This window comes from Rhizobium sp. SVR5-9E, assembly GCF_056755095.1.
The window spans coordinates 13813-38862 of record NZ_JBNDHS010000018.1 but is presented as its reverse complement, the minus strand read 5'-3'; the positions used below and the strand labels follow the sequence as shown (position 1 = coordinate 38862).

The window sequence follows — 25050 nt, the reverse complement described above, 5'->3', positions numbered from 1 at the left end:
TAAAGCTTGAAACGCAGGCGGTCACATGCTTAGCTCGCGCCCATTGCCGCGGGGGTAGGGAAGAATGACCGCAGCACCATCTATACGGGAGGTTTTGATGGATCGTCGATCGTTTATCAAGAAAGCTGGAACTGCGGGCGCAGGTGTCGTTGCGGCAAGCGCACTGGCCGCACCGGCTATCGCGCAGGAAAATCCGAAAATTTCGTGGCGCATGACCTCTTCATTCCCGAAGAGCCTGGACACGATCTATGGCGGCGCGGAAGACATCGCCAAGCATGTTTCTGCTTCCACCGGCGGCAATTTCACGATTCAGCCTTTCGCGGCTGGAGAGATCGTCCCGGCACTGCAGGCAGTCGATGCGGTGACCTCCGGTACGGTAGAGGCAGCCCACACCACCTCCTATTATTTCGTTGGCAAGGATCCGACCTATGCCATCGGTACGGCCATTCCGTTCGGCCTCAACAGCCGCCTGACGAATGCCTGGTATTATCAGGGCAACGGCAACACGTTGATGAACGAATTCTTTGCCACGCAGGGGATATACGGCCTTCCGGCCGGTAATACCGGCGCGCAGATGGGTGGCTGGTTCCGTAAGGAAATCAATACGCTGGACGATCTCAAGGGCGTCAAGATGCGCATCGCGGGCATTGCCGGGCAGGTCATGTCCAAGCTCGGCGTCATCCCGCAGCAGATCGGTGGCGGCGATATCTATCCGGCGCTTGAAAAGGGCACGATCGATGCCGCGGAGTTCGTCGGCCCCTACGACGACCTGAAGCTCGGCTTCCACAAGGTCGCGAAGTACTACTACTATCCGGGCTGGTGGGAAGGCGGCCCGACGGTCCATGGTATGTTCAATCTCGAAAAGTGGAGCAGCCTGCCGAAGCACTATCAGGCCGCCCTGAACGATGCCTGCGCCTTCGCCAACACCAACATGCTGGCGAAATACGATATGAAGAACCCGGGAGCGCTGAAGCAGCTGGTGGCCGAGGGAGCGACGCTGCGTCCTTTCAGCCAGGAGATCCTGGAAGCCTGCTTCCAGTCCGCGATGGATCTCTACAAGGAGATCTCCGCTTCGAACCCGTATTTCAAGAAGATCTACGACGATCAGACCGCGTTCAAGCGCGACGCTTACCTGTGGATGCAGCTCTCGGAATACACTTTCGACACCTTCATGATGATCCAGCAGCGGTCGGGCAAACTCTAAGGCTCTACTCCAACGGGCCTTCGTCAGACGTTTCATCGCATTACCAGGCAAGGAACTCCGGATTTTCATCCGGGGTTTTTCTTTTTGCCTCTACTTGATCGTCGGCGGCTGGCTGAGGTCGGGCGGCGGAGCCGGTTGCGCCGGGTTGGCCGGCGGAGCTGTTGCAGGTGCCGGTTGCTGACCGGGCAGGCCCCCCAGCGGCGGCAGGGTAAGGCCGGGAAGCTGCGGCGAGCCGTTGCCGCCGCCAGGCGCGCCGATCGGCGGCAGCGAAAGCTGGTTATCCCCGAAACCGGGTACTTCGATCTTGATCGTGTTGAGATCGACGGCCGGACCCTTGTTCAGCCAGTAGGTAACGGATTGCGGCCAGAATATAATGATCGCGACGAGGATGAGCTGCATGACCACCCACGGAATCGCGCCCATGTAGATATCTCGCGTCTTTACATCGCGGCTGGCAATGGAGCGCAGATAGAAGAGCGCGAAGCCGAAGGGCGGATGCATGAAGCTCGTCTGCATGTTCACACAGATCAGCACACCGAACCAGATGAGATCAATGCCGAGAGCCGAGGCGACGGGCGCCAGCATCGGGATGACAATAAAGGCGATCTCGAAGAAATCGAGGAAGAAGGCGAGGATGAAGATGAAGATGTTGACGAAGATCAGGAAGCCGACCGGGCCGCCGGGGATGCCGGAGAGCATGTGCTCGATCCAGCGAGAGCCATCCATCCCCTGGAAGACGAGGCTGAAGCACGTGGAGCCGATCAGGATCATCACCACCATCGTCGTGATGTGCATCGTCGATGTCATTGCCTGGCGAATCAACGGCCAGGTCAGACGACGATGCAAAGCGGCAAGCGCCATCGCGCCGACGACGCCCAGAGCGCCGGCTTCCGTTGGCGTCGCAAGACCCATGAAGATCGTGCCGAGGACGAGGAAGATGAGGACGATCGATGGCACCATGCCGGCGAGCACTCTCATCAAGAGCGACCAGTTGAGGTCGCCTCGGACCTCCTTCGGCAGCGGCGGCACCGTTTCTGGCCGGAAGATCGACAGGAGCAGGATAAAGCCTAGGAAGATTGCGATCTGGAGGATCGAAGGACCGATAGCACCGAGATACATGTCGCCGACCGACTTGCCGAGCTGGTCCGCCAGAACGACGAGGACGAGCGAGGGCGGAATGACCTGGGTGATCGTGCCCGACGCGGCGATGACACCGGTTGCCACCCGCGGGCTGTAGCCGTAACGCAGCATGATTGGCAAGGAGATGACACCCATTGTGATGACCGATGCAGCGACCGTGCCGGTGATGGCGCCGAGAATGGCGCCGACGACGATGACAGCATAAGCAAGACCGCCAGGAACGGCGCCGAACAGCTTGCCGGTTCCTTCAAGAAGGTCCTCTGCCAATCCGCATCGCTCCAGAATTGCTCCCATGAACGTGAAGAAGGGGATGGCGAGCAGTAGATCGTTTGAGACGATGCCGAAGATGCGAAGCGGCAAAGCCTGCAGAAATGCCTCGCTGAAATGGCCTGTTGCTATGCCGATGATGCCGAAGAAAAGACCCACCGCGGCAAGCGAAAAGGCGACCGGAAAGCCATACAGCATGAAAATGATCATGCCCAAGAACATCGCCGGCGGAATGATACCGAAGTCGAACACGTCCGTTCCTCCCGGAGAGTCTTATTGCAGGGGCTTTTCGTATTTTGTGTCGAGTTGGATCAAGCCGTTCAACGCGGCGATCCTCTTGATCAGTTCGGAAATGCCCTGAAGCACCAGGAGCGCGAAGCCCGCGAAAAGCATAAGCTTGACCGGCCACCGGATGAGCCCGCCTGCATTGGACGACACCTCACCCTGCTGGTAGGCGATGACGAAAAAGGGCCAGCACAAGAAGGCCAGGAAAAAGCATGCCGGGATCAGAAAAACGGCCAGGCCGATGATGTCGATCCAGATTCTGGCTCTCTCGGAAACCGATCCATAGATAACGTCGACCCGTACATGCTCGTTGTTGCGGAGAGCATGGGCGGCGCCGAGCACGACGATATAGGCAAACAGATACCACTGGATCTCCAGCCACCCATTTGAGCTATAGTTGAAGAGGTAACGGACGATGGCGTTTCCTGCGCTGATTAAGCAGCAGAGGAGTACCATATAGTCGGCAATCTTGCCTATGAATTGGCTGACGCTGTCGATCAGCCGGCTGACGCCCAGAAACGCCGGCATGCCTTCATTCCCCTTATATTGCCTTTGCGGCAAGTTCTCGTCTTTGGAAATTTGTGTAAACCACGGTCCCGGAAATTGAAAGAATAAAAGCCCTTCTAGGATTTTAGTCGTAGAGGGGTGCAATCCTGTGCCAAATTTTTCCAAAACTTTGACAGACGGCCATATGTGGTTGTGATGTGATACAATTCACGTTTAGATTTTAGAAAAAACGACCAAATTGGGAGTGTAAGGGCAAGCAATTCTTAAAGGGTTTTCCGTATAATCCGAACGCACAGGGAAAGTATGGATGAAGCCACATAACCCGAACCGGGTTCCTACGGATGTGTATCTGTCGTTTGTGAGTTCCCTTTTCGGGAACCGACTGACGCTGCTTGCCGGCGTCTTTGTGCATGTCATTGCCTTTATGGCAGTCGCTGCCAAAACAGGTGCTGTGCTCTACGTCCTCTTATCCCTGGCCTTTGTGGTGACCTTCGCCGGACGGATGCTCACTTTCCGCATCTTCGACAAGATTGACAAAGAGGAACTGACACGCGCGAAAATCGAATGGTGGGAAACGGTCTATGTCGCTGGTGCGACCTCGACGGCCGCCATACTCGGTATCGGCAGCGGCTATGCGCTCTTCATTCTAGGGGATCCTTTTGCCGAACTCGCCTGCATTGCGGTGACGATGGCCTCGATGGTTTCGGTCGTCGGCCGCAACTACGGCTCGCAGAAGGCGATTGATTTGCAGACGCTTGCCTGTTGTCTGCCGATGATCGTCTGCAGTCTGATGGCGCTCGATTTCTATCGCGCCATTCTCTCAGCTTTTCTCATTCCTTTCGGCCTGACGACACGCGCAATGGCAAACGGGGTGCGCGAATTCCTTTATGAAAACGTCATCGCCCACCGGCAGATTTCGCAGATCGCCGACCGCTTCGATACTGCGCTCAATAATATGCCTCATGGCCTGGTCATGGTCGATGCGTCGAACCGCATCCAGGTGATCAACCGCAAGGCCCACGAGCTGTTGAAGATCGGGGATCCGGACCGGTTGAAAGATCGCGACCTTGGCGCCGTTCTACGCTACGGCGCCCGCTACAGCTTCATGGATGCCTCCCAGCCGGAATTGATTCTGCGGCAGCTGACGCAGGTTGCCGAAGGCAGTCTGTCGCGCACGCTGATCCATTTTCCTGAGAGCCTTTCGCTGGAATTCTCAGCGAAACGCCGTGCCGATGGCGGCGCCGTGTTGATCTTCGAGGACGTATCGAGCCGCGTTAAGGCGGAGCAAAAGATTCTGCATATGGTGCGTTTCGATGCGCTGACCGGCCTGCCGAACCGCGAATATTTCGGCCAGCTGGTGCAGGACTATCTCGCGAAGCATTCCAAGAAGACCGGCCCTCTCGGCTTCATGATCCTCGACATCGACGAGTTCAAGCATGTCAACGACATGCGCGGCCACGTCACCGGGGACCACCTGCTCTGCACCATTGCCGCGCGGATCAAGGAGATGGCCGGCAACGCAATTGTCGGTCGTCTGATGGGCGATCAGTTCATCCTCTTCTTCCCGCATGCGAATGACGAGGAGGCCCTGGATATCGAGATCCGCAAGCTGCATTCGGCGATCCAGGGGCAGTATGAGGCCGACGAGGTCACTTTCCTCGTGTCGCTCAGCGCCGGCTATGCAATTCTGGAAAGCAACGCCTTTGCCATGGACGAATGGAGTGTCAAGGCCGACCTTGCGCTGTCCGAAAGCAAGTCGCGGCTCAATGGCGGCATTACCGGGTTCGAGCGCGAGATGGATGGCCGCTACATCGAGCAGCAGAAGCTCAAGGCCGACCTGCGCGAGGCCGTGGCTGCCGATGCGTTGCACCTTGTCTTCCAGCCGATGTTCAAGGCAGATGGCACGCGCATTGAATCTGCCGAGGCCCTGGCCCGCTGGGTGCATCCGGAAAAGGGTTCCATCCCGCCCGATGCCTTTATCCGCCTTGCCGAAGAAATGGGGATCATTTCCGCGATTACCCGCTTTGTGCTCTTCAAAGCCTGCAGTGAATGCATGACGTGGCCGGAGCATATCGCGGTGTCAGTAAACCTCTCCGCCCGCGATCTGCGCGATTCGGACATTCTGACCGTCGTTTCGGAAGCGCTCGCGCATTCGGGGCTGGCCGCGTCACGGCTGCATTTGGAAATCACCGAGAGCTGCCTGATCGACGAGCCGGCGGCCGTGCGGGCGATCCTGGCGGAGCTGCGGGCGCACGGCATCACCATTGCGATCGACGATTTCGGAACCGGCTTCTCCAGCCTCAGCTATCTCGACACGCTACCGCTCGATATCGTGAAAATCGATCGCTCATTCGTGCGCAACATTGGCGAGGACACGCGCCGGTTGAAGCTTCTGCGTGGAACTGTCAATCTAGCCCGTGAACTCGGCCTCAAGATCGTCATCGAAGGCGTCGAAACGCAGGAGCAGCTTGCGCTTCTCAATAAGCATCGCAGCGCGGATCTCGTGCAGGGCTATGTCTTCTCTCCGCCGGTGCCTTCGCAGGATATCGTCATCCTGTCCCAGAATCTCACGAGCCGTCGCAGCAGCATGCAGCGCCGCCGCGCAAAAGTTGCCTGACGCAATCAGCCGGTTGGCGCGCCTGCCTTCCGTCGGTCCGGCGCCGTTAACCTTAATGGCTCAAATTTAACGCGAGTTGTCTCTTTCTCTTGTGCATGTACCCGCTTCATATGATTAATAACCCGTTAACAGGGAATTAATCATTATGGGTGACAGCCTCAAGGTCAGTGATTTTTCACAAAAGCTTTTGGAAATCCTGGATCATGTCGAATACCGGCGTGTCGAAAACACTGAGGACATGGAAGCCGTCGAACGCCTGCGCTATAAGGCTTACAAAGCCCGCGAAGTACTTCCGGTAGCGGCGAAAAGCATGATCGATGACGTGGATTTCGATAGCCACGCCTACGTCTTCGGATTGTATTATTATGAAGAGCTGGTGAGTACGATCCGGATTCACTATGTGACGCCGGATCATCGCATTTCGCAGTCGAGCGGCGTCTTTCCAGCCGAAATCGACGCCTTCCTCGATGCAGGCATGACTCTCATCGACCCCGCACGGTTTGCAGCCGATCCGGAAGTCGCAGCCGATATGCCTTGGATTCCGTATCTGACCCTTCGACCAAACATCGTAGCGGCGGCACATTTTCGCGCCAGTCGCGTGCTGCAGCATGTGCGCCCCGCCCACGCCGCCTTTTACAAGCGCGTTTTCTATGCGGATACCGTAGTGGAAAGCCGCATGACGGAGACGTACGGCTTCGAACTGACTCTTATGGCGACCAACGTCATCGAGGTTGGCCGCAAACTTCTGACACGCTATCCCTTCTTCATGTCGAGCGCCAGCGAACAGCGAATGATGTTCTCCCGCAATCCCGCGGCCACGCTGCCGCCGCTCAACATCATTCCCACGGCGCGTTACGTGCCGGAAGGCGAGCTCGGCACCGATCTGCCGCTTTGAGAGTTGTCTCATGCGCTCCTCTCCGCTGGGGAAAGGCAAAAAGTCGGGATTCTGCGATACTCCGATCCATTGCGCTTCTCCCAAGCTTTGTGTAAGGCCTGAATGGGATTAGCCCGCTCGCAATGGCCAGGGGATCATGGCATTCAGCTGGCACGCATCACGCATGCGAGGGGCATTGGAGGGAGATGAGATAGATGGCCGAAGAGCACACGGGACCCGCCGAAGTTGGCGCACCGATGGACTACAAAGAACACGAGGCAACCTACAACCTGTTCCTTGCGGCCGCGAAGTTCGGCTCCCTGGCTATCATTGCCCTGCTGCTTGGCATGACGGTCGGCTTTTTCACCGGCGGCGGCCTTCTGGGCGGGCTCCTGGTATTCCTCATCATTCTTATTGCCGGCGTCTTCCTGCTGCGCTGACCGCGCGGCAGAAGCGGCATTTCCAAATTCTTGATAGGTGCTTGGCCTAAGCGTGAGACAGCGCGGCGGTCTGGCTGACCCGGAGGAGGGCAGTTGGGCAATATTGTTTTCATTGCAAGAGAATCGACCGGTTCCGAGGCGCGTGTTGCGGCCTCTGTCGAAACTGTCAGGAAAATAAAAAATCTCGGCTTCGACGTTGTCGTCGAGGCAGGCGCTGGAGATCTATCGCGCATACCGGATAGCGAATTCGAAGCTGCCGGCGCGCGGATCGGATTGGCAAGCGATGCGGCCTCTGCCGATGTGGTGCTGAAAGTTCGCCGTCCCACCGCGGCAGAAATCACAGGCTACAAGAGCGGTGCAGTCGTTATCGCCATCATGGACCCCTATGGAAACGACGAAGCGATCGCCGGCATGGCGAAAGCCGGCCTTTCCGCCTTCGCCATGGAGCTGATGCCGCGCATCACCCGCGCGCAGTCGATGGACGTCCTTTCCTCGCAGGCCAACCTGGCAGGCTATCAGGCCGTCATCGAAGCGGCAGCGGCATATGACCGTGCCATGCCGATGATGATGACGGCGGCAGGGACTGTCCCGGCAGCCAAGGTCTTCGTCATGGGTGCTGGCGTCGCTGGCCTTCAGGCGATCGCGACCGCGCGACGTCTCGGTGCTTCTGTCTCCGCCACCGACGTTCGCCCCGCTGCCAAGGAGCAGGTGGCCTCGCTCGGCGCCAAGTTCATCGCCGTGGAGGACGACGAGTTCAAGGCGGCCGAAACCGCCGGGGGCTATGCCAAGGAAATGTCCAAGGACTATCAGGCGAAGCAGGCGGCACTCGTTGCCGATCACATCGCCAAGCAGGACATCGTCATCACGACTGCGCTTATCCCCGGGCGGCCAGCGCCCAGGCTCGTTTCGAGCGAGATGCTAAAGTCGATGAAGCCCGGCGCGGTTGTCGTCGACCTGGCGGTCGAGTTCGGCGGCAATATCGAGGGTGCGGTTGCAGACGAAATTACCGATGTCGGAGGCGTCAAGGTGATCGGCTTTGCCAATATGCCGGGCCGAGTGGCGTCAAGCGCTTCGGCGCTTTATGCCAGAAACCTCGTCACCTTCCTCGAGACCATGGTCAACAAGGAAACGAAAAGCGTTGTCCTGAACCTCGACGATGAACTCATCAAGGCGACAATGCTGACCTATGCGGGCGACGTGGTGCATCCGGCATTCGGCGGTGCGAAGAAGGAGGATAGCTGATGGCCAGTGAAGCAATGGACAAAGCGCTGGAGCAGCTCGATCAGGCGGTCACCGCGGTCGTCACTGCCGCCGCGCAAGCCCCGGAGGCCGCAAGTGCCGCAACGGGGGGCGCGATTGATCCCTTCGTTTTCCAGTTGGCGATCTTCGTGCTGGCGATCTTCGTCGGCTATTACGTCGTCTGGTCTGTGACGCCGGCGTTGCACACGCCGCTGATGGCGGTGACCAACGCCATCTCCTCGGTCATCGTCGTCGGCGCGCTGCTTGCGGTCGGTATTTCGGCAAGCGGGCTTGCGACCGGCTTCGGATTCGTCGCGTTGGTTCTTGTCTCGGTCAACATCTTCGGTGGCTTCCTCGTCACGCAGCGCATGCTGGCGATGTACCGCAAGAAGGACAAGTGAGGCCGGACGAATGACCAATATCGCAGCTTTCCTTTACCTTGTCTCCGGCGTGCTTTTCATCCTGGCGCTCCGCGGCCTTTCTCACCCGGCGACGAGCCGCAAGGGCAATCTCTACGGCATGATCGGCATGGGGATCGCGATCCTCACGACGCTGGTGCTGGCGACGCCATCCTTCATCGGTTTCGTGCTGATCGTGCTCGGTCTGGCGATTGGCGGCGGCGCAGGCGCCTATATCGCCCGCGTCATCCCGATGACCTCGATGCCGCAACTGGTCGCCGGCTTCCATTCTCTCGTCGGCCTCGCCGCCGTCCTGGTAGCCGCTTCTGCGCTCTATACGCCGTCTTCCTTCGGGATCGGCAATATCGGAGAAATCCACACCGAAGCGCGCATAGAAATGGCGATCGGCGTTGCGATCGGTGCCCTTACCTTTACCGGGTCGATTATCGCCTTCCTGAAGCTTGACGGCCGCATGTCCGGCAAGCCGATCCTCCTGCCGTTCCGGCACATCATCAACATCGCACTGCTGGCGTTGATCGTGCTCTTTATTGTCGGGCTCGCTGCTACGGAAAGCCATTTCGATTTCTGGGCGGTCGTGGCGCTCTCGCTGGCACTCGGCGTGCTGCTGATCGTGCCGATCGGTGGCGCCGACATGCCGGTCGTCGTCTCAATGCTGAATTCCTATTCAGGCTGGGCCGCCGCCGGCATCGGCTTTACGCTCGGTAACCTCGCGCTGATCATTACCGGCGCGCTGGTGGGCTCTTCGGGCGCCATCCTGTCCTATATCATGTGCAAGGGTATGAACCGCTCGTTCATCTCCGTCATCCTCGGCGGCTTCGGCGGTGAGACGGCAGCGGGCGGTGCCGACAATTCCGACAAGACAGTCAAGCTCGGCTCGGCGGAAGATGCCGCTTATCTGATGGCGAATGCCTCCAAGGTCATCATCGTGCCGGGTTACGGCATGGCTGTCGCCCAGGCACAGCACGCGCTTCGCGAGCTCGCCGACAACCTGAAGAAGGCCGGTGTCGAGGTCAAATACGCAATTCATCCGGTCGCGGGCCGCATGCCCGGTCACATGAACGTGCTGCTGGCCGAAGCGAACGTGCCTTACGACGAGGTGTTTGAACTCGAAGACATCAACTCGGAGTTCGCGCAGGCCGATGTCGCCTATGTTATCGGCGCCAACGACGTGACCAATCCAGCTGCCCGCGACGACAAGACCTCGCCGATCTACGGCATGCCGATTCTCGACGTCGATAAGGCCAAGACCTGCCTCTTCGTCAAGCGTTCTCTGGGCTCCGGCTATGCCGGCATCGATAACACGCTGTTCTACAAGGACGGCACGATGATGCTGCTCGGCGACGCGAAAAAGGTCACCGAGGAGATCAACAAGGCGATCAATCACTGAGTACCACTCAGCTGCGAATGCTCGATCAGAATGAGGGCGCGGCTTACGCCGCGCCCTTTGTTTTCGCCTGTGCAGCCCTTTGCATCTCCGGGGACTTGCCAGATAGCTGCCGCTGGCTCCGCGCCGACGGCGTCATTTGCGCTCGAGCGTGCTGAGAAGAGCAGTGAGCGTCCAGATCAGGCCTTTCGGCAGGTAGTCCACCTCAACCGTGCCGCGAAAGGCGGCAGCGGCATGTATCTTGATCACGGTGGTACCGAATCCGGACTGAGACGGTGCAACGACTGCGGGGCCGTTCCGCTCTTCCCAAACGAAGCGCAGCATAAGCTCGGGCTGGTCCTCGACGGGAATCTTGGTCCAGGAAAAGGAGACCCGGCCGTGCGGAACGGAAAGCGCGCCATATTTCACAGAATTGGTTGCCAGTTCGTGGAGCGCCAAGCCGAGATTCTGGACTGCCTCAGGCTTGACGACAAAATCCTCGCCGCAAATCTCGATCTGTTCGGCCGCCTGCGGGAAGGCCTGCAGATGAATATCGATGACCCGACGGAGCGACGCCCCTGACCATTGCTCGCTCGTCAAAAGCTCTATCGAGCGGGCGAGCCCATCGAGACGATGGGAAACGGCAGTTTGGAAATTCTCGACACTGTCAGCCTGTTTGGCGAGCTGGCGCATCATTGCCTGCGCCAAAGACAGCAGGTTCTTTGTGCGATGGATCAGCTCGTGCATGATGAAATGCAGCCGGTCTTCCGTCTGGCTTCGATCGAAGGAGGCGTTGGATAGCGCGACGGCCACCTGGTTCGCCTCGATAACCGCAGTATCAATCGGCGCAACGATATCGCCCTGGCCCATCCGGTTTGCCATGTCGGCAATGTCGCGAATTGTGGTGCGCACCTGCCGCGCTACGGCATAGGCTGCAAGCACGGCGACCAAAAGGAGCGCGATGCCGCCGATGATCAGGAAGCGCCATGTCGTGAGTATCGATGCCTGCGCCGTAGAAACAGGTCCCCAGACCACCGTTTTCCAGGACCAACCAAAAATTTGTGCATAACCCAGGAGCTGATCAGGCAGAATGGTCTTGTCCTCGAAGACGCCGCTTGAGGCTGTAAGCGATGGCAGGATGCGTGGGTCGAAGGGCGTCCCAGGAGCGATGCTTGCAAGGCCGCTTGAGGCCACGACGTGACCGGCCTGATCGATGACCGCTGCGGACCAGCCGGATGCAAGCTCCTGGGTCGTGACAAGTTTGGCGAGATCCTTGGCATTTTGCGTGACGATCAGCGCCGCAACCTTACCAGCGTCGAGCGGCATCGTGACGTTGTAAACCCATTCACCGCTCGTCGCGCCCTTGAAGACATCGGACGCCTCGATGCGGCCCGATTTGAGGGCCGATTCCAGCGCAGGCATGTTTGCGATCTTGCTGAGCGGCATGCCGAAGTCGCGGCGCGTGTTCAGAAGTTGCTGACCGCTTCTATCAACGGCGATCACGTAGACCGTGTCGCCGCGCAGGGCTGTTTCGGTGCGTTGATGAAACGAAGCGAAGTCGTTGTTCTCGAGCTCAGGGGAGGTCGACAGCAGCCGAAGGGTCGTTGCCATATCCTGCAGCTGCCGGTCGATCACGCGGGAGAGGGTCAACGCGTCCTGCGCAGTTTCGCGTCTGAGCGTCGTGCGTTGATTGTCCTCGAGCTGCAGAAGCAAGAGGGCGACAAACGCGAAGATAGGCACGGCGATCGAGACCGCCATTGCGATGAGGTAGGTGCCGATCGACGCCTTGGGAAACAACCGCCCGCGCAGATTCATCGGCGCAATCTTTGCAAGCTTTCGAAAGCGAGTTGCTCGTTACGCTTTTCGCAAACAGGTACGATAGCAAAAAACTGCATCGCCGCCCCCGGTGCCCTAAACATGGTCGCATTTTCCGATAGCCTACTATCGGAGCACGGCCATGTTAGGGGGAGCGAGCGCTGGTTGCAACACACTAAAGCTGCCGAGCTAGGCAATTGTAATCTATCGTACAAATGCTCCGTCAGGCGAACCGGGAGAGCCGGAACGGGGCAAGGCTGGCGTCGATCTGGCCTGACAGAATCTCGTTTGCTGTAAGCATGCCAACCAGCGGCGCGAGCGTTACGCCAGAATGCATGACCGCGACATAGAGGCCGCCAAAGCCGCAGCTGCCGATAATCGGGAAACCGTCTTCTGGGATAGGGCGATAGCCTATTGCCGCGTACTCCATTTTCAGGCCCTCGGCGCCGGCGAGCATGCCTTTTAGGCGCGAGAAAATATCCTCGGCCTGTTCGCCCGGCTCCTGGTCCTGTTGATGGCTGCTGCAGCCAACGAGCCGCCCCTCGTCCGTCTGGCGCATCTCCAAGCCGGGTATGATGACCAGACCGTTCAGTCGTCGCTCGAAGGGACGTGAATGGACGATGAAACTGGGCACGGACTTGACCGGCACCCTGATGCCGGCGCTGGCTGCCAGCGCCACAGTGCCGCTACCGCCGGCCAATACAACGTGATCCGCTTCGATCATCCCTGCCGAAGTGACGACGCCGGTGATGCGCTCGCCGCTGCGGATCAGGCCGCTGACGGCGGCAGTCACGAATTTCGCGCCACCGGCCTCCGCGTCGGCGAGCATCATCCGCGCTGCTGCGAGGGGTTCGACGACCCCTTCCTCCGCCACGGCAACGGCAAAATCGGGCGGATTGCGAAGATAGGGCTCGCGGGCGGAGATCTCTCTGCTGCCGAGCCGCTCGATTCCGTAACCCCAGCCACTATGTTCCTTCGCGTAAGCCTCCAATCGATCGGCGGGCAGGTCCCAACAAATGCTGCCGCACCAGGAGAGCGGCAGGCCGGGAAGCTCGGCGGCGAGCCGCTTCCATTCACCCATCGATCGACGCCGGAAATGGAAATAGAACTCCGGATTGCCCCAGCTTGCATTGATCCAGGCGAAGGAATTGGGGGTCGCGACGCCGCCGGTTTCCTCTGCGACGACCGTCGCACTGGCACCGGCTTTCGTGAGATGCCAGGCGATTGACGCACCAATGATACCAGCGCCGACGACGATCACATGCTGTTTCGTCCCCATCGCCGTGTTCTCCATCAACCGCCGATATTAGCCGCTGGTGGCTGCCCCGACACGGGCAAGGCCGTCGCGGGCCGGCTGGTATTTAGGATCGAGAGCGACTGCGTGACGATAAGAGCGAGCGGCCTTGGCTTTGTCGCCGCGGCGCTCATAGACGAGCGCCTGGTTGGCCCAGGACTCGGCAATGTTGCCGTTAAGCTCGATCGCGTGATTGAAATCGGCGAAGGCGTTGTCGTCGTCATTCAGCGCGATATAGGAGATGCCGCGGCCATTGTAGGGCTCGGGTGAATTCGGAGCGAGCGAGATCGCCTTCGAGAAGTCGTCGATCGCCTTGTCCTGTTCATTGCGCTTCTGGTAAATCAGGCCGCGATTGTGATAGGCGCGGCCATCGGTCGTGCCGAGCTGGATGGCGCGGCCGAAATCGTTGAATGCGGCATCATCCTGGCCGGCCTGGCGGTAAACATTGCCCCGGCCGATATAGGCGACGTCGTAGCTCGGGTTGATCTGAAGCGCCGTGTTGTAGTCGGCGATCGCCTGCTGCTGCTGCCCCATGTTGCGATAGACGAGCGCGCGGTTGGCATAGGCCTGAAAGAAGCGTGGATTGATCTGCAGAGCCGTATTGAAATCGTTCAGTGCGGCCTTGAACTGGCCGGCGCGACCATAGGCTGAACCTCGAACATTGTAGCCTTCAGGATCCTTGGGATTGGCGTTGATCACCGAGGTCAGCGAGGCGATGTTCTCTTGGGAGCCCTGAGCCTTGTCGATGCGGATCACGGCATCGGAAGCGTTATCGGTCTGGCAGCCGGCAAGTGCGATTGCGGCGAAAACCGCGAACACTGGTAGCAACGCCGCCTTCGGTGCAGTCAAGGACCGAGGCGAGGTGAGCAAGGAATCAATCATTTGTGCGCTTTCCCCATGCGTCATATCCGGGGGCAATCGGATATGCGATCTCTCAGCGGCAAATTAAAAAGGCGGCGGCGACACGTAATCGCCCCCGCCAACATGCATCTGAAAACGTCGAAATAACGACGGTACCGCTTAGCGTGCGACCAGACCTTCGCGCTGCGCCCGCTTGCGAGCCAGCTTGCGAACGCGGCGAACGGCTTCGGCCTTCTCGCGAGCGCGCTTCTGCGACGGCTTTTCGTAGTAATCGCGCATCTTCATTTCGCGGAAAATGCCTTCGCGCTGCATCTTCTTCTTGAGAGCGCGGAGAGCCTGATCGACATTGTTATCGCGGACGAGTACCTGCACGAGAATCACGTTCCTTTGGTTTTGGTTGACGCCAGCGGCGGCGCAGCGCCAGAGGCAAAAAAATATTGTTCGCGCGGCCGGAGCCTTGCGATTGGTGATGCGGGATAACAGAACGATGGCAGGAAGTCCAGACAGATATGGTTTTCTACCGCGAAAAAAGGCCGGTTGCGGCTCACGCCATCCCGCCTGGCGTGGAGGGCGGCGACTGCATGGGCTATTGCCCTATCCGAAAATGCACCTATATGTAGCACGTCGAATATTGCTTGTGACCTTTGTCCACGCGCTGAAGCGCTCCGTCAGATTTCCTCTCAACATCGATAAGAACCGGGGGAATGTCTCTCCGGGCAAAGCAACGATTGAAAGGAGATCGTTCATGAATTCAGGCACAGTCAAGTGGTTCAATAGCGCCAAGGGTTTTGGTTTTATTCAGCCGGATGATGGTTCGACGGACGTCTTCGTTCACATTTCCGCCGTGGAGCGCGCCGGCATGAGCACGCTGTCCGACGGTCAGAAGATCCGCTACGATCTCGTCCGGGACAAAAAATCAGGCAAGAACGCCGCGGACAACCTTCAGGCCGCATGATTTGTCATTTGCCTCAGCTGACCACGGATGTACTGGCAGCAGGCTGAATGACGGGAAGAGGTCGGGTGAAACGCCCGGCCTTTTTGTTTAGGCAATCCGGCCATCTGAAGTTAGAAGGGGTGACGTGATGCCAAAGCCGAACTATAAAGTCGGTGATTTTGTGGTGCTAAAGTCCGGCCTTACCCGAACTGCGGCTGCCGACCGGCGATGTGAGGTCGTCGGAATTTTGCCAAACGACCATGGCCAGGCGCAGTACCGCGTCCGGTTTGAAGCCGAAAACTTCGAGCGCAGAATAACCGCGCTTGATATCGATGCCTCCGAATCTCCGCCGGGTGTTGCCGACGCTCAGCCAATTCAAACGTCCGAAACGGGGCCTTGGCTGAAGACTTTCAGCACTAAGATGCGAAAGTAACGTCTCCAGCCATTCACAGTGCGGCGTCATTGCCAACGAAAGGATAAGATTTTGCAAGTTCTCGTCAGGGATAACAACGTTGATCAGGCTCTTCGCGTTCTCAAGAAGAAGATGCAACGTGAAGGTCTGTTTCGTGAAATGAAGGCGCGCAGCGCCTATGAAAAGCCGTCCGAGAAGCGCGCCCGCGAAAAGAGCGAGGCTATTCGCCGCCAGCGGAAGCTCGCGCGCAAGCAAATGCAGCGGGAAGGCTTGCTGCCGATGCCGAAAAAGGCCGTCCACAAGCGTTGAGGCCCGCTTGGGGCGCAGCCCAATTGCTCAAAACCATTCAAGGGAGGAGCGAATGACAGCAAGCAAGGACCAATTCTTCAACGCTACGAAGATGTCGGCCCGCGACAAGGCCGAAGCGACGGACCATACGGCGCGGGCCATTATTGCAGACGAAGCAAAGCTGCGTGAAAAAAAGACGGAGAAGCTGAAAGCACTTCGGCTGCAGCGGGAGGCGGAAGCCGAGCCCGAGCCGCCAGCACCCAAACGGAAGCGCAAGGCTTCCGCCAGATCTTCCACGCAATAAGGTTCCGATGCGGTAGCGCTGATCCTGTTGTCTGCCCGCACCGTTTACCCAGCCGTATTTCCACGTCCCTGATCAACGACTATCTCGCTCTAATGATGCGCACCAGCCTCATCATTAGATGGCTTTCGCTTCGAAAGCGGGGTAGCGTTCTTCCTTGCTGAATGGCTTGCAGCATCGGGGGACGTCATCTAGGCATGACACGCACGCAGCAAATCGGCGTCATCATCGGTTTGGCGATCGTCGCGCTGCTCACGTTCCTCCGCGCCGGCGATCCGCAGTTCCTGCGTTCGATCCGCGATGTGAGCTTCGATGAATATCAGCGCATATCACCGCGCCCGTTCGAAAACCTCCCGGTTCGCGTGATCGATATCGATGAGGCATCGCTGCGCGAATTCGGTCAATGGCCGTGGCCGAGGGACAGACTGGCTCTGCTCGTCAACAGACTGTCTGAAATGGGCGCGGCGGCGATCGCTTTTGACATCCTCTTTGCCGAGCCTGACCGGCTTTCGCCACGCGCCGTCGTCGGTACGGTAAGCGGCGTTGATCCCGAGCTGCTGGCACAACTGCCGGATAACGACGAGATTTTCGCTGATGCGATGGCCGGCAAGCCTGTCGTGCTCGGCTTCGGCTTGTCCAATGAGGGAACATATCGTCCACCCGTCAAGGCGGGCTTTGCCTTTACCGGCGAAAGCCCTATTACGGCGCCTCCATATCTCAAGGCCGCAACGCCGTTGCGGCCACGTTTTGAAGCGAATGCTACCGGACTTGGCCATATCAGCCTCAATCCCGGCAATCCTTCCCCGGTCGTGCGTGCGATTCCCCTCTTTCTGACAGACGGCGAGCAGTTTTATCCGAACCTGGCCCTCGAAGCGCTGCGCGTCGCACAAGGCGCGTCGACGTATGTCGTGGCGGGCGCACCGGATGTGCCCGGAATCATAACATCGGCCAAGATCGGCGACCTTGTCGTTCCCGTGACTGCTGCGGGCGAACTTTGGCTCTACGTCAGCCCCGATCGGGCGGAGAGATATATCTCAGCGCGGGATGTGCTTGCCGCAAACGGCGTCTCTCCGGAGGTCAGCGCCGCGATCAATGGCAGTATCGTCTTTGTCGGCACGTCGGCTGCCGGGTTGCAGGATATCCGTGTCACCGCGCTTGGAGAGAACGTGCCGGGCGTTTCACTGCACGCGCAGACCGTCGAGCAGATCTTGAACGGCCGCTATCTGTCGCGGCCGGATTGGGCGGATGGCCTGGAGATATTTGCCGTCGCGGCGCTGGGTAGCCTTCTGGTCGTATTGACGACCTTCGTCAGCCCTGCGGTGGCGCTGGCCTGCGGGCTGACGATTACGGCGCTTGCTTTCGTCGCCTCATGGCTTTGCTTCTCCTACGCCGGACTTCTTTTCGATCCGCTGGCGCCAATTGTGAGTGGCTCGATCGCGCATTTCGCAGCGACCTCGTTTCGCATCCTTGTGATCGACCGGGAGCGGCGCGAGGTGCGCCGCGCCTTCGGGCAATATCTCTCACCGTCACTCCTTTATCGTATCGAGCACACACCGGGTGCGCTGCGGCTCGGCGGCGATGACCGGGAACTGACGGTCATGTTTGTCGATGTGCGCCATTTTACGGAAATCAGCGAGCGCCTGCCCCCGACGGCCGTCGTCGGATTCCTGAACACGCTGCTCGATGCACTGAGCCGCCATGTCGTTGCCAATGAGGGTACGCTCGACAAATTCATCGGCGACTCGATCATGGCTTTCTGGAATGCTCCGGTCGATGTTGCCGATCACGAGACGAAGGCGGTGCGCGCCGCACTTGCGATGCGCGAGACCCTTGCCGCGCTGAATGCCGCCGATGCCTTCGGCTTTGGAAAGGATCAGCCGGTTGGGATCGGCATCGGCATCCATACCGGGCTTGCTTGCGTCGGGAACATGGGCGCTGAAACGCGCTTCAACTATTCGGCCGTGGGCGATGCTGTAAACGTCGCTGCGCGCATCGAATCGTCCTGCAAGGAAGTCGGCTTCGATATTCTGATCTCGGAGAATACGGCGAAGCAATTGGGCTCAGCCTTACTTGATGCGGGCACCATCGGCCTGAAGGGGAAAAGCGGCCGTACGCGGCTATTCGCCGTGGTCGGGGATGAGCGCTTGGCGAAATCGCCGGACTTTGCCGAACTAGAGCAGTTCCACAGGCAACTCGTTGAGGCATTGCGATTGCACTCACCGCAGCAGACTCGCAGGATCATCGGTGCCATCAGGCACAAGTTCGTAACGATGGCCCCTGCTCTTGCGGAATTCTACCGGCGGATTTCCCGCCGGGCGGATCATTTCCGTGATGAGCCGATTTCTGAGGAAGCGCGTCCGGCCGAATGAGGTTTCAACGATGGCGGTTCCGTTCGCCGCGATCCCTGTCACCATCCTTGCCATCGGATCGATCGGCTTTATCGCGACCTTTGTCGTGATGATCTCGACCTTTGTCGTGATGATCCCGATGATGATCATTTGACTTTTTAGGCTCGTCGGGATCATGCGGTCTGTCGGCATGGTCATGCGGCTTATCCACATGGTCACGCGGTTTCTCCCCCGGTTTTTCGGGTTGAGGCGTCGGCTTCTCGGGCGGGGGCGGTTCCGGGGCGCGGATCCTGGGTGCCTGCTGCTGACGGGTGTCGGGGCGACGCTGCAAGGCGGCGGTCATTCCGCAGCCCCCGCCCATCATCCCTGAAAGGGCCTGAATGCCCGAAAGGAAGGGAAGCGCTCGCTCCGTTCCGAGCGACTGGAGGACGGCCTGGTTGACGGGCCGCACATCCGTCATGGAACCTCTGGGCGTGGCAATGACACAGTCGCAGCGCCGTGTGAGCTGCCGGCAGCCGCCGGGGCCGCAAAGCTGTGCGGCGCCATTCAGCATCACGATGGCCGTCGTGCCGTTGGGTCCTACATAGAAATCGAAAGCCGTGCCGCGCACGCCGATCGTGCCTGCGGGCGTAAGAATCGAGTAGGCGGACGATTTCGAGCTGCCGCTGATCCAGCGGAACGTCCCCTTCGCCGCCTTGATGCTCAGTTGTTTGACTGTTTGCGAATCGTCGAAGATGTATTTGTCGATGACGACTGACGAGCCCCAGCCGACGGCAAGCTTCGAACCGTCGCGGAAAACAAACTGCCCGAGGCCGGATGGCGACGTTCGGATGCGCTCGTCGCGGTGGACAGCAGAATTGACGACCAGCGGTCCCGATTGACCGGTCACTTCAGTCTTGATCTTAACCGCCTGGCCGACCGGCTCGGCCGCTGTAGCCGGCATGGGGCTTATAAGCGCCGCGCAGAGGAGCGTGGCTGTGGCAGAACGCAGATACGACATGGAACACCCCCGAAACTTAGGAATATTAGCATGTGCTTCTGTTGGTCGTCTGCTTACCCGCATGGGTTAGAGGGACTAATCCCCGGCCAGACCGGAGGCGGGACCAGCTGGCAAGCCACTTGTTTCACGCATGTCAAACAAAAGCCCGTTCGCGTCGCAAAAGAAACGTTGTGCCGCATTTCGATTTGCGATTTGTATGGCCACGGAAGAAATGCCTTTCCCTGAAGGAGATGAAGGCGGATGCGGAAATACTCGGTTTTTGCGGTGGCACGGGAAGCGCTCAGAGCCCACAAGGGCTGGGAGAAGCAGTGGACTTCGCCGGAGCCGCGCGCGGAATACGATGTCGTCATCATCGGCGGTGGCGGGCATGGCCTGGGAGCCGCCTATTACCTTGCCAAGGAGCACGGCATCACCAATGTGGTGGTGCTGGAAAAAGGTTGGCTCGGCGGCGGCAACACCGGCCGCAACACGACCATCATCCGCTCGAATTATCTCTATGAAGAGAGCATGCACATCTACGAGCATTCAATGAAGCTCTGGGAGAACCTGTCGCAGGATCTCAACTACAATGTGATGTATTCACCACGCGGCGTGATGATGCTCTCGCACAACATTCACGATCAGCAGTCGTTCAAGCGGCATATCCATGCCAACCGTCTCTACGGCATCGACAACGAATGGCTGACGCCGGAGCAGGCCAAGGCTTATTGCCCGCCGCTCGATATCTCGGCAACGGCGCGTTACCCGATCAACGGTGCAGCGCTCCAGCGTCGCGGCGGTACGGCGCGTCACGATGCGGTTGCCTGGGGCTACGCGCGTGCGGCCTCGGATCGCGGCGTGCACATCATCCAGAATTGCGAAGTCACCGGCATCCGCCGCGGTCCGGATGGGCGCGTCGTGGGGGTAGAAACGACACGCGGTTATATCGGCGCGAAGAAGATCGGCGTTTCGGCCGCCGGCCACACGACGACGGTCATGAAGATGGCGGACGTGCGCGTGCCGTTGCAATCGAGCCCGCTGCAGGCCCTGGTCTCCGAACCCCTGAAGCCGATCTTTCCCTGTGTGGTCATGTCCAACACGGTGCACGCCTATATCTCGCAGTCCGACAAGGGTGAACTCGTCATCGGCGCGGGCACGGACCAGTACAATTCCTACTCCCAGACCGGAGGCCTGCAGATCATCACGCATACGCTCGATGCCATCTGCGAGCTCTTCCCGATGTTCCGCCGCGTGAAGATGATGCGCTCCTGGGGCGGCATCGTCGATAACACGCCGGACCGCTCGGCGATCCAGTCGAAGACGCCGGTTCCGGGACTCTACGTCAACTGCGGCTGGGGTACGGGCGGCTTCAAGGCGACGCCGGGGTCGGCCAATCTGTTTGCGCATCTGATCGCCCGCGATGAGCCGCACAAGTTCAATGCCGGGCTGACACTGGAACGCTTCCGCACCGGTCGCCTGATCGACGAAGCCGCCGCTGCTGCCGTCGCGCACTGACACGAGGACATCCATGCTACTCATCTACTGCCCATACTGTCAGGAAGAGCGCTCCGAGCTCGAATTCCGTGGCGCCGGCGACGCGCACATAGCGCGACCCCAGAATATCGCCTCGATTTCCGACGAGGAGTTCGAAGAGTATTTCTTCCTGCGCGACAATCCGAAGGGACTCATCTTCGAGCGCTGGCGGCACATGCACGGCTGTGGCCGCTTCTTCAATGCAGCGCGCGACACCGTCAGCGACAAGTTCATCACGACGTACAAGGCCGGCGAGCCGAAACCTCAAATAGGAGCAGCCAGCGTTCCGCACATTCCCGTCGAAACCTACGAAGCGCTGGAAGGAGAGGCGAAATGAGCGGCGCGAACCGAATTTTGGGCAAGGGGCGCCTGACGCCCGCCAGAACCGCCCGCTTCACCTTCGACGGCAAGAGCTACACGGCGCTCGAAGGCGATACCGTCGCCTCGGCACTGATTGCGAACGGCGTGCATCTTGTCGGCCGTTCCTTCAAGTATCACCGGCCGCGCGGCATCCTTTCGGCGGGCGCAGAAGAGCCGAACGCTCTGATCGACGTTGCGCGCGACAGCGCCCGCAAGCAGCCGAACGTGCGCGCCACGGTTCAGGAAGTCTTCGACGGCATGACCGTCAAATCGCAGAACCGTTTCCCGTCGCTCGCCTTCGATATCGGCGGCATCAACGATGCGTTCTCGCCGTTCTTCGCGGCCGGCTTCTACTACAAGACCTTCATGTGGCCGAAGGGCGCCTGGATGCGTCTTTACGAGCCGATGATCCGCCGGGCAGCCGGCCTTGGCGTCGCACCAACGGAAGACGATCCGGATCATTATGCAAGCCGGTTTGCGCATTGCGACGTGCTTGTGGCCGGTGCGGGCGTTGCCGGTCTTTCCGCAGCCCTCGCTGCGGCTGAGGCGGGTGCCAAGGTCATTATCTGCGAAGAGCAGGCAGAGGTCGGTGGAGCGCTGCGATTCGACAGCGGTGTGAAGATCGACGGCATAGATGGTTATGCCTGGGCGCAGCGGACAGCGGCGAAGCTGAAGGCGATGAAGAATGTGCAGCTTCTGACCCGCACGACCGCTTTCGGCTACTACAACCACAATTTCATCGGTCTTGCCGAGCGCGTGACCGACCATATCGCCCGGCCTGCCCGCGATCTCCCGCGCGAGCGTCTGTGGCAGGTCCGCGCCAAGAGGGTGATCCTCGCAGGCGGCGCAATCGAGCGGCACATGGTGTTCCCGAACAATGACCGTCCGGGTATCATGCTTGCTTCGGCAGCACGCATGTATCTGAACCATTACGGCGTTGCCGTTGGGACCAAGGTCGGTGTCTATACCGCTCATGACTCGGCCTACGAGGCTGCCTTCGATCTGAAGCGTGCCGGCGTGGCGATTGCCGCGATCGTCGATTGCCGCCAGACTCCGGGCGCTACGGTTCTTGCCGAAGCGCGGTCACTCGGCATCGACGTGCTGACCGGACAATCCGTCATCAACACCTCGGGCAAACTGCGCGTCTCCTCGATGACTGTCGCGCGCAATGGCGGCGGTTCGCCGCGCAAGATCGCAATCGACGCGCTGCTGGTTTCGGCCGGCTGGACGCCGTCGGTGCATCTGTTCTCACAGTCGCGCGGCAAGGTGAAATTCGAGCCGGAAACGCAGCGCTTCCTGCCCGGAACCTACGCGCAGGATTGCCTCTCCGTGGGTGCCTGCAATGGCACGGACGATCTGCAGCAGACCATTGAAGAGTCCCTGGCAGCCGGTGAACTGATGGCGCAGGCCGTCGGCAAATCGGGCGGCGGCAAGATCAGCATCTCGGCCGAGCAGACCTACGACTGGACGGGCGGCATGATCGGTGCCGCCGAAGGCGCCGGACCGGAAACAAGCGCCAAGGCATTCATCGACTTCCAGCACGATGTCTGCGCTAAGGATATCCGTCTCGCGGTGCGCGAAGGCATGCATTCGATCGAGCACATCAAGCGCTTCACGACCAACGGCATGGCCTCCGACCAGGGCAAGCTTTCCAACATGCACGGTCTGGCGATCGCTGCGGAGATGCTTGGCAAGGAAATCCCGCAGGTTGGCCTCACGACCTTCCGTGCGCCCTATACCCCCGTCACCTACGGTACGCTGATCAGCCATTCGCGCGGCGAGCTCTTTGATCCTACCCGCAAGACACCGATGCACCAGTGGGAAGAAGAGCACGGCGCCGTGTTCGAGGATGTCGGCAACTGGAAGCGCGCATGGTTCTATCCGCGCGCTGGCGAGACCATGCATCAGGCCGTCGCCCGCGAATGCAAGACGGCTCGCGACGTCGCGGGTGTCTTCGATGCCTCGACGCTTGGCAAGATCGAGGTCGTCGGTCCGGATGCGGCCGAGTTCATGAACCTGATGTACACCAATGCCTGGGACACGCTGAAGCCGGGCAAGTGCCGCTATGGCATCATGACGCGCGAAGATGGTTTCATCTATGACGACGGCGTCGTCGGGCGGCTGGCTGACGATCGGTTCCATGTGACGACGACAACAGGCGGCGCGCCGCGCGTTCTCAACCACATGGAAGACTATCTGCAGACGGAATTCCCGCATCTCAAGGTATGGCTGACATCGGCTACCGAGCAATGGGCCGTCATCGCTGTCCAGGGCCCGAAGGCGCGTGAGATCGTCGCGCCGCTCGTCGAAGGGCTCGATATTTCGAATGAGGCGTTCCCGCATATGAGCGTTGCCGAGTGCAAGGTCATGGGCGTGCCGGCCCGTCTCTTCCGCGTGTCGTTCACCGGTGAAGTCGGCTTCGAAATCAACGTTCCGGCGGACTACGGCCAGTCGGTCCTGGAAGCCGTCTGGGCGAATGCAGAGCCACTCGGCGCCTGCGCCTACGGCACGGAGACGATGCACGTGCTTCGCGCCGAGAAGGGCTATATCATCGTCGGACAGGATTCGGACGGCACGGTGACGCCGGATGATGCCGGTCTTTCCTGGGCCGTTTCTAAGAAGAAGACGGATTTCGTCGGCATTCGCGGGCTGAAACGGCCGGACCTCGTGAAGGATGGCCGCAAGCAGCTCGTCGGCCTCGTCACCAAGGATCCGAAGCTGGTCCTGGAAGAAGGCGCGCAGATCGTCGCCAATCCGAACGCGCCGAAGCCGATGACGATGCTCGGCCATGTGACCTCGTCCTATTGGTCGGAAAACCTCGGCAAGTCGATCGCGTTTGCGCTGGTCGCCGGCGGCCGCGCGCGCATGGGCGAGACCCTTTATGTGCCAATGCCGGACAAGACAATCGCCGTCGAGGTGACCGACATGGTGTTCTTTGACAAGGAAGGAGGCCGGATCAATGGTTGATATGGCAATTCGCAAATCCGCTCTTTCCGGTCGTCAGGGCGGTTCGGCAACCGTTCGCCTGAGACCAGCGGCCACGGCGACGCGCGTTGCGCTTCGTGCACCGCAGGAGTCGCTTGCCGGACTTTCCGCCGCACTCGGCGTCACCATTCCCAATGCGCCGAAGACATCCGGCCGCAAGGAGTGGCGCTCGGCACTCTGGCTTGGTCCGGATGAATGGCTGGTGATCGACGAAAGCGGTGCAGACCTGATGGCGAGCCTTGCCAACGCAGGCGTGCTGCATTCTGCCACGGATGTCTCGCATCGCAACGTCGCCATCAATGTTTCTGGCCCGGGCGCCGAGGCAACGCTTTCTGCCGGCTGCCCTCAGGACCTGTCGATAAACGCCTTTCCAGTCGGCGCATGCTCGCGCACGCTGTTCGGCAAGGCGGAAGTCGTGATCTTCCGTACTGATGACGATCTGTTCCGGGTCGAATGCTGGCGATCGTTTTCCGACTACGTCTTCGGCCTGCTGGCCGAGGCGGCGGAAGACGCGGCGCACTAAAGTGTTATTGCCGCCGGCTTGCTCCGGCGGCTAAGCTCTTCCAGTAGGCTTTGGGAGGAGCG

23 protein-coding genes are annotated in these 25050 nt (G+C 59.7%); 16 read left to right on the top strand and 7 right to left on the bottom strand.

What is annotated here, in order from left to right; translation table 11 throughout:
* Positions 1-97: 97 nt before the first annotated feature.
* Entirely contained in the window at positions 98-1204 is a 1107-nt protein-coding gene (locus ACPYOJ_RS11435) for a TRAP transporter substrate-binding protein (protein ID WP_481416360.1), read from the top strand.
* A 90-nt stretch (positions 1205-1294) separates the two neighbouring features.
* On the opposite strand, the gene ACPYOJ_RS11430 is transcribed toward ACPYOJ_RS11435, so the two are convergent.
* Together ACPYOJ_RS11430 and ACPYOJ_RS11425 are read right to left on the bottom strand one after the other, a co-directional pair.
* Positions 1295-2863: a TRAP transporter large permease gene (locus ACPYOJ_RS11430; protein WP_481416359.1), complete on the bottom strand. Its 1569-nt coding sequence runs from the start codon at positions 2861-2863 to the stop codon at positions 1295-1297.
* Positions 2864-2884: 21 nt separating this feature from the next.
* Complete coding sequence (locus ACPYOJ_RS11425; protein WP_481416358.1) at positions 2885-3424, bottom strand: TRAP transporter small permease subunit; 540 nt, start codon at positions 3422-3424, stop codon at positions 2885-2887.
* 286 nt (positions 3425-3710) lie between these two features.
* On the opposite strand from ACPYOJ_RS11425, the gene ACPYOJ_RS11420 reads away from it, so the two are divergent.
* From ACPYOJ_RS11420 to ACPYOJ_RS11395, 6 genes are all read left to right on the top strand, one after another.
* Positions 3711-6020 (top strand): putative bifunctional diguanylate cyclase/phosphodiesterase, encoded by a 2310-nt coding sequence (locus ACPYOJ_RS11420; protein ID WP_481416357.1) that lies wholly within the window; start codon positions 3711-3713, stop codon positions 6018-6020.
* Positions 6021-6165: 145 nt separating this feature from the next.
* Positions 6166-6915 (top strand): N-acyl amino acid synthase FeeM domain-containing protein, encoded by a 750-nt coding sequence (locus ACPYOJ_RS11415; RefSeq protein ID WP_168831424.1) that lies wholly within the window; start codon positions 6166-6168, stop codon positions 6913-6915.
* A gap of 194 nt (positions 6916-7109) precedes the next feature.
* On the top strand, positions 7110-7334 hold the full coding sequence (locus tag ACPYOJ_RS11410; protein WP_481416356.1) for an aa3-type cytochrome c oxidase subunit IV: 225 nt from the start codon (positions 7110-7112) through the stop codon (positions 7332-7334).
* Between the two features lie 93 nt (positions 7335-7427).
* Positions 7428-8576 (top strand): Re/Si-specific NAD(P)(+) transhydrogenase subunit alpha, encoded by a 1149-nt coding sequence (locus ACPYOJ_RS11405; protein ID WP_481416355.1) that lies wholly within the window; start codon positions 7428-7430, stop codon positions 8574-8576.
* Positions 8576-8974, top strand: a complete 399-nt coding sequence (locus ACPYOJ_RS11400) for a proton-translocating transhydrogenase family protein (protein ID WP_168831427.1) — start codon at positions 8576-8578, stop codon at positions 8972-8974. The genes ACPYOJ_RS11405 and ACPYOJ_RS11400 overlap by 1 nt, the downstream gene beginning before the upstream one ends.
* A 10-nt stretch (positions 8975-8984) precedes the next feature.
* Entirely contained in the window at positions 8985-10379 is a 1395-nt protein-coding gene (locus ACPYOJ_RS11395) for an NAD(P)(+) transhydrogenase (Re/Si-specific) subunit beta (RefSeq protein ID WP_168831428.1), read from the top strand.
* Between the two features lie 132 nt (positions 10380-10511).
* On the opposite strand, the gene ACPYOJ_RS11390 is transcribed toward ACPYOJ_RS11395, so the two are convergent.
* The 4 genes from ACPYOJ_RS11390 to rpsU (ACPYOJ_RS11375) form a co-directional block, all read right to left on the bottom strand.
* Positions 10512-12170, bottom strand: coding sequence for a sensor histidine kinase (locus ACPYOJ_RS11390; protein WP_481416354.1), 1659 nt, complete (start codon positions 12168-12170; stop codon positions 10512-10514).
* A 223-nt stretch (positions 12171-12393) separates the two neighbouring features.
* Positions 12394-13449 carry an NAD(P)/FAD-dependent oxidoreductase gene (locus tag ACPYOJ_RS11385; protein WP_481416353.1) on the bottom strand — a complete coding sequence of 352 codons (1056 nt, stop codon included), beginning with the start codon at positions 13447-13449 and terminating at the stop codon, positions 12394-12396.
* Between the two features lie 27 nt (positions 13450-13476).
* Positions 13477-14346 (bottom strand): tetratricopeptide repeat protein, encoded by an 870-nt coding sequence (locus ACPYOJ_RS11380; protein WP_481416352.1) that lies wholly within the window; start codon positions 14344-14346, stop codon positions 13477-13479.
* Between the two features lie 138 nt (positions 14347-14484).
* Positions 14485-14697: a 30S ribosomal protein S21 gene (gene rpsU / locus ACPYOJ_RS11375; RefSeq protein ID WP_003585885.1), complete on the bottom strand. Its 213-nt coding sequence runs from the start codon at positions 14695-14697 to the stop codon at positions 14485-14487.
* Positions 14698-15070: 373 nt separating this feature from the next.
* Here rpsU (ACPYOJ_RS11375) and ACPYOJ_RS11370 point away from each other — a divergent pair, with 373 nt between their 5' ends.
* From ACPYOJ_RS11370 to ACPYOJ_RS11350, 5 genes are all read left to right on the top strand, one after another.
* The gene (locus tag ACPYOJ_RS11370; protein ID WP_168831432.1) at positions 15071-15280 is read left to right on the top strand and encodes a cold-shock protein; all 210 of its coding nucleotides are present in this window, start codon (positions 15071-15073) and stop codon (positions 15278-15280) included.
* 127 nt (positions 15281-15407) lie between these two features.
* A complete protein-coding gene (locus ACPYOJ_RS11365; protein WP_481416351.1) occupies positions 15408-15692 on the top strand; it encodes a cold-shock protein in 285 nt (94 codons plus the stop codon).
* Positions 15693-15743: 51 nt separating this feature from the next.
* Positions 15744-15980, top strand: a complete 237-nt coding sequence (rpsU, locus tag ACPYOJ_RS11360; protein ID WP_481416350.1) for a 30S ribosomal protein S21 — start codon at positions 15744-15746, stop codon at positions 15978-15980.
* 52 nt (positions 15981-16032) lie between these two features.
* A complete protein-coding gene (locus ACPYOJ_RS11355; protein ID WP_481416349.1) occupies positions 16033-16263 on the top strand; it encodes a hypothetical protein in 231 nt (76 codons plus the stop codon).
* A gap of 194 nt (positions 16264-16457) precedes the next feature.
* A complete protein-coding gene (locus tag ACPYOJ_RS11350; protein WP_481416348.1) occupies positions 16458-18629 on the top strand; it encodes a CHASE2 domain-containing protein in 2172 nt (723 codons plus the stop codon).
* 4 nt (positions 18630-18633) lie between these two features.
* On the opposite strand, the gene ACPYOJ_RS11345 is transcribed toward ACPYOJ_RS11350, so the two are convergent.
* Entirely contained in the window at positions 18634-19608 is a 975-nt protein-coding gene (locus ACPYOJ_RS11345) for a FecR family protein (protein WP_481416347.1), read from the bottom strand.
* 240 nt (positions 19609-19848) lie between these two features.
* On the opposite strand from ACPYOJ_RS11345, the gene ACPYOJ_RS11340 reads away from it, so the two are divergent.
* From ACPYOJ_RS11340 to ACPYOJ_RS11325, 4 genes are read left to right on the top strand one after another with little or no spacing between them, the layout of a single operon-like run.
* Positions 19849-21102, top strand: coding sequence for a sarcosine oxidase subunit beta family protein (locus tag ACPYOJ_RS11340; protein ID WP_481416346.1), 1254 nt, complete (start codon positions 19849-19851; stop codon positions 21100-21102).
* 13 nt (positions 21103-21115) lie between these two features.
* The gene (locus tag ACPYOJ_RS11335; protein WP_481416345.1) at positions 21116-21457 is read left to right on the top strand and encodes a sarcosine oxidase subunit delta; all 342 of its coding nucleotides are present in this window, start codon (positions 21116-21118) and stop codon (positions 21455-21457) included.
* The gene (locus tag ACPYOJ_RS11330; protein WP_481416344.1) at positions 21454-24447 is read left to right on the top strand and encodes a sarcosine oxidase subunit alpha; all 2994 of its coding nucleotides are present in this window, start codon (positions 21454-21456) and stop codon (positions 24445-24447) included. Before ACPYOJ_RS11335 ends, ACPYOJ_RS11330 begins: the two co-directional genes overlap by 4 nt.
* A complete protein-coding gene (locus ACPYOJ_RS11325; protein WP_481416343.1) occupies positions 24440-24988 on the top strand; it encodes a sarcosine oxidase subunit gamma in 549 nt (182 codons plus the stop codon). The genes ACPYOJ_RS11330 and ACPYOJ_RS11325 overlap by 8 nt, the downstream gene beginning before the upstream one ends.
* Positions 24989-25050: the final 62 nt, after the last annotated feature.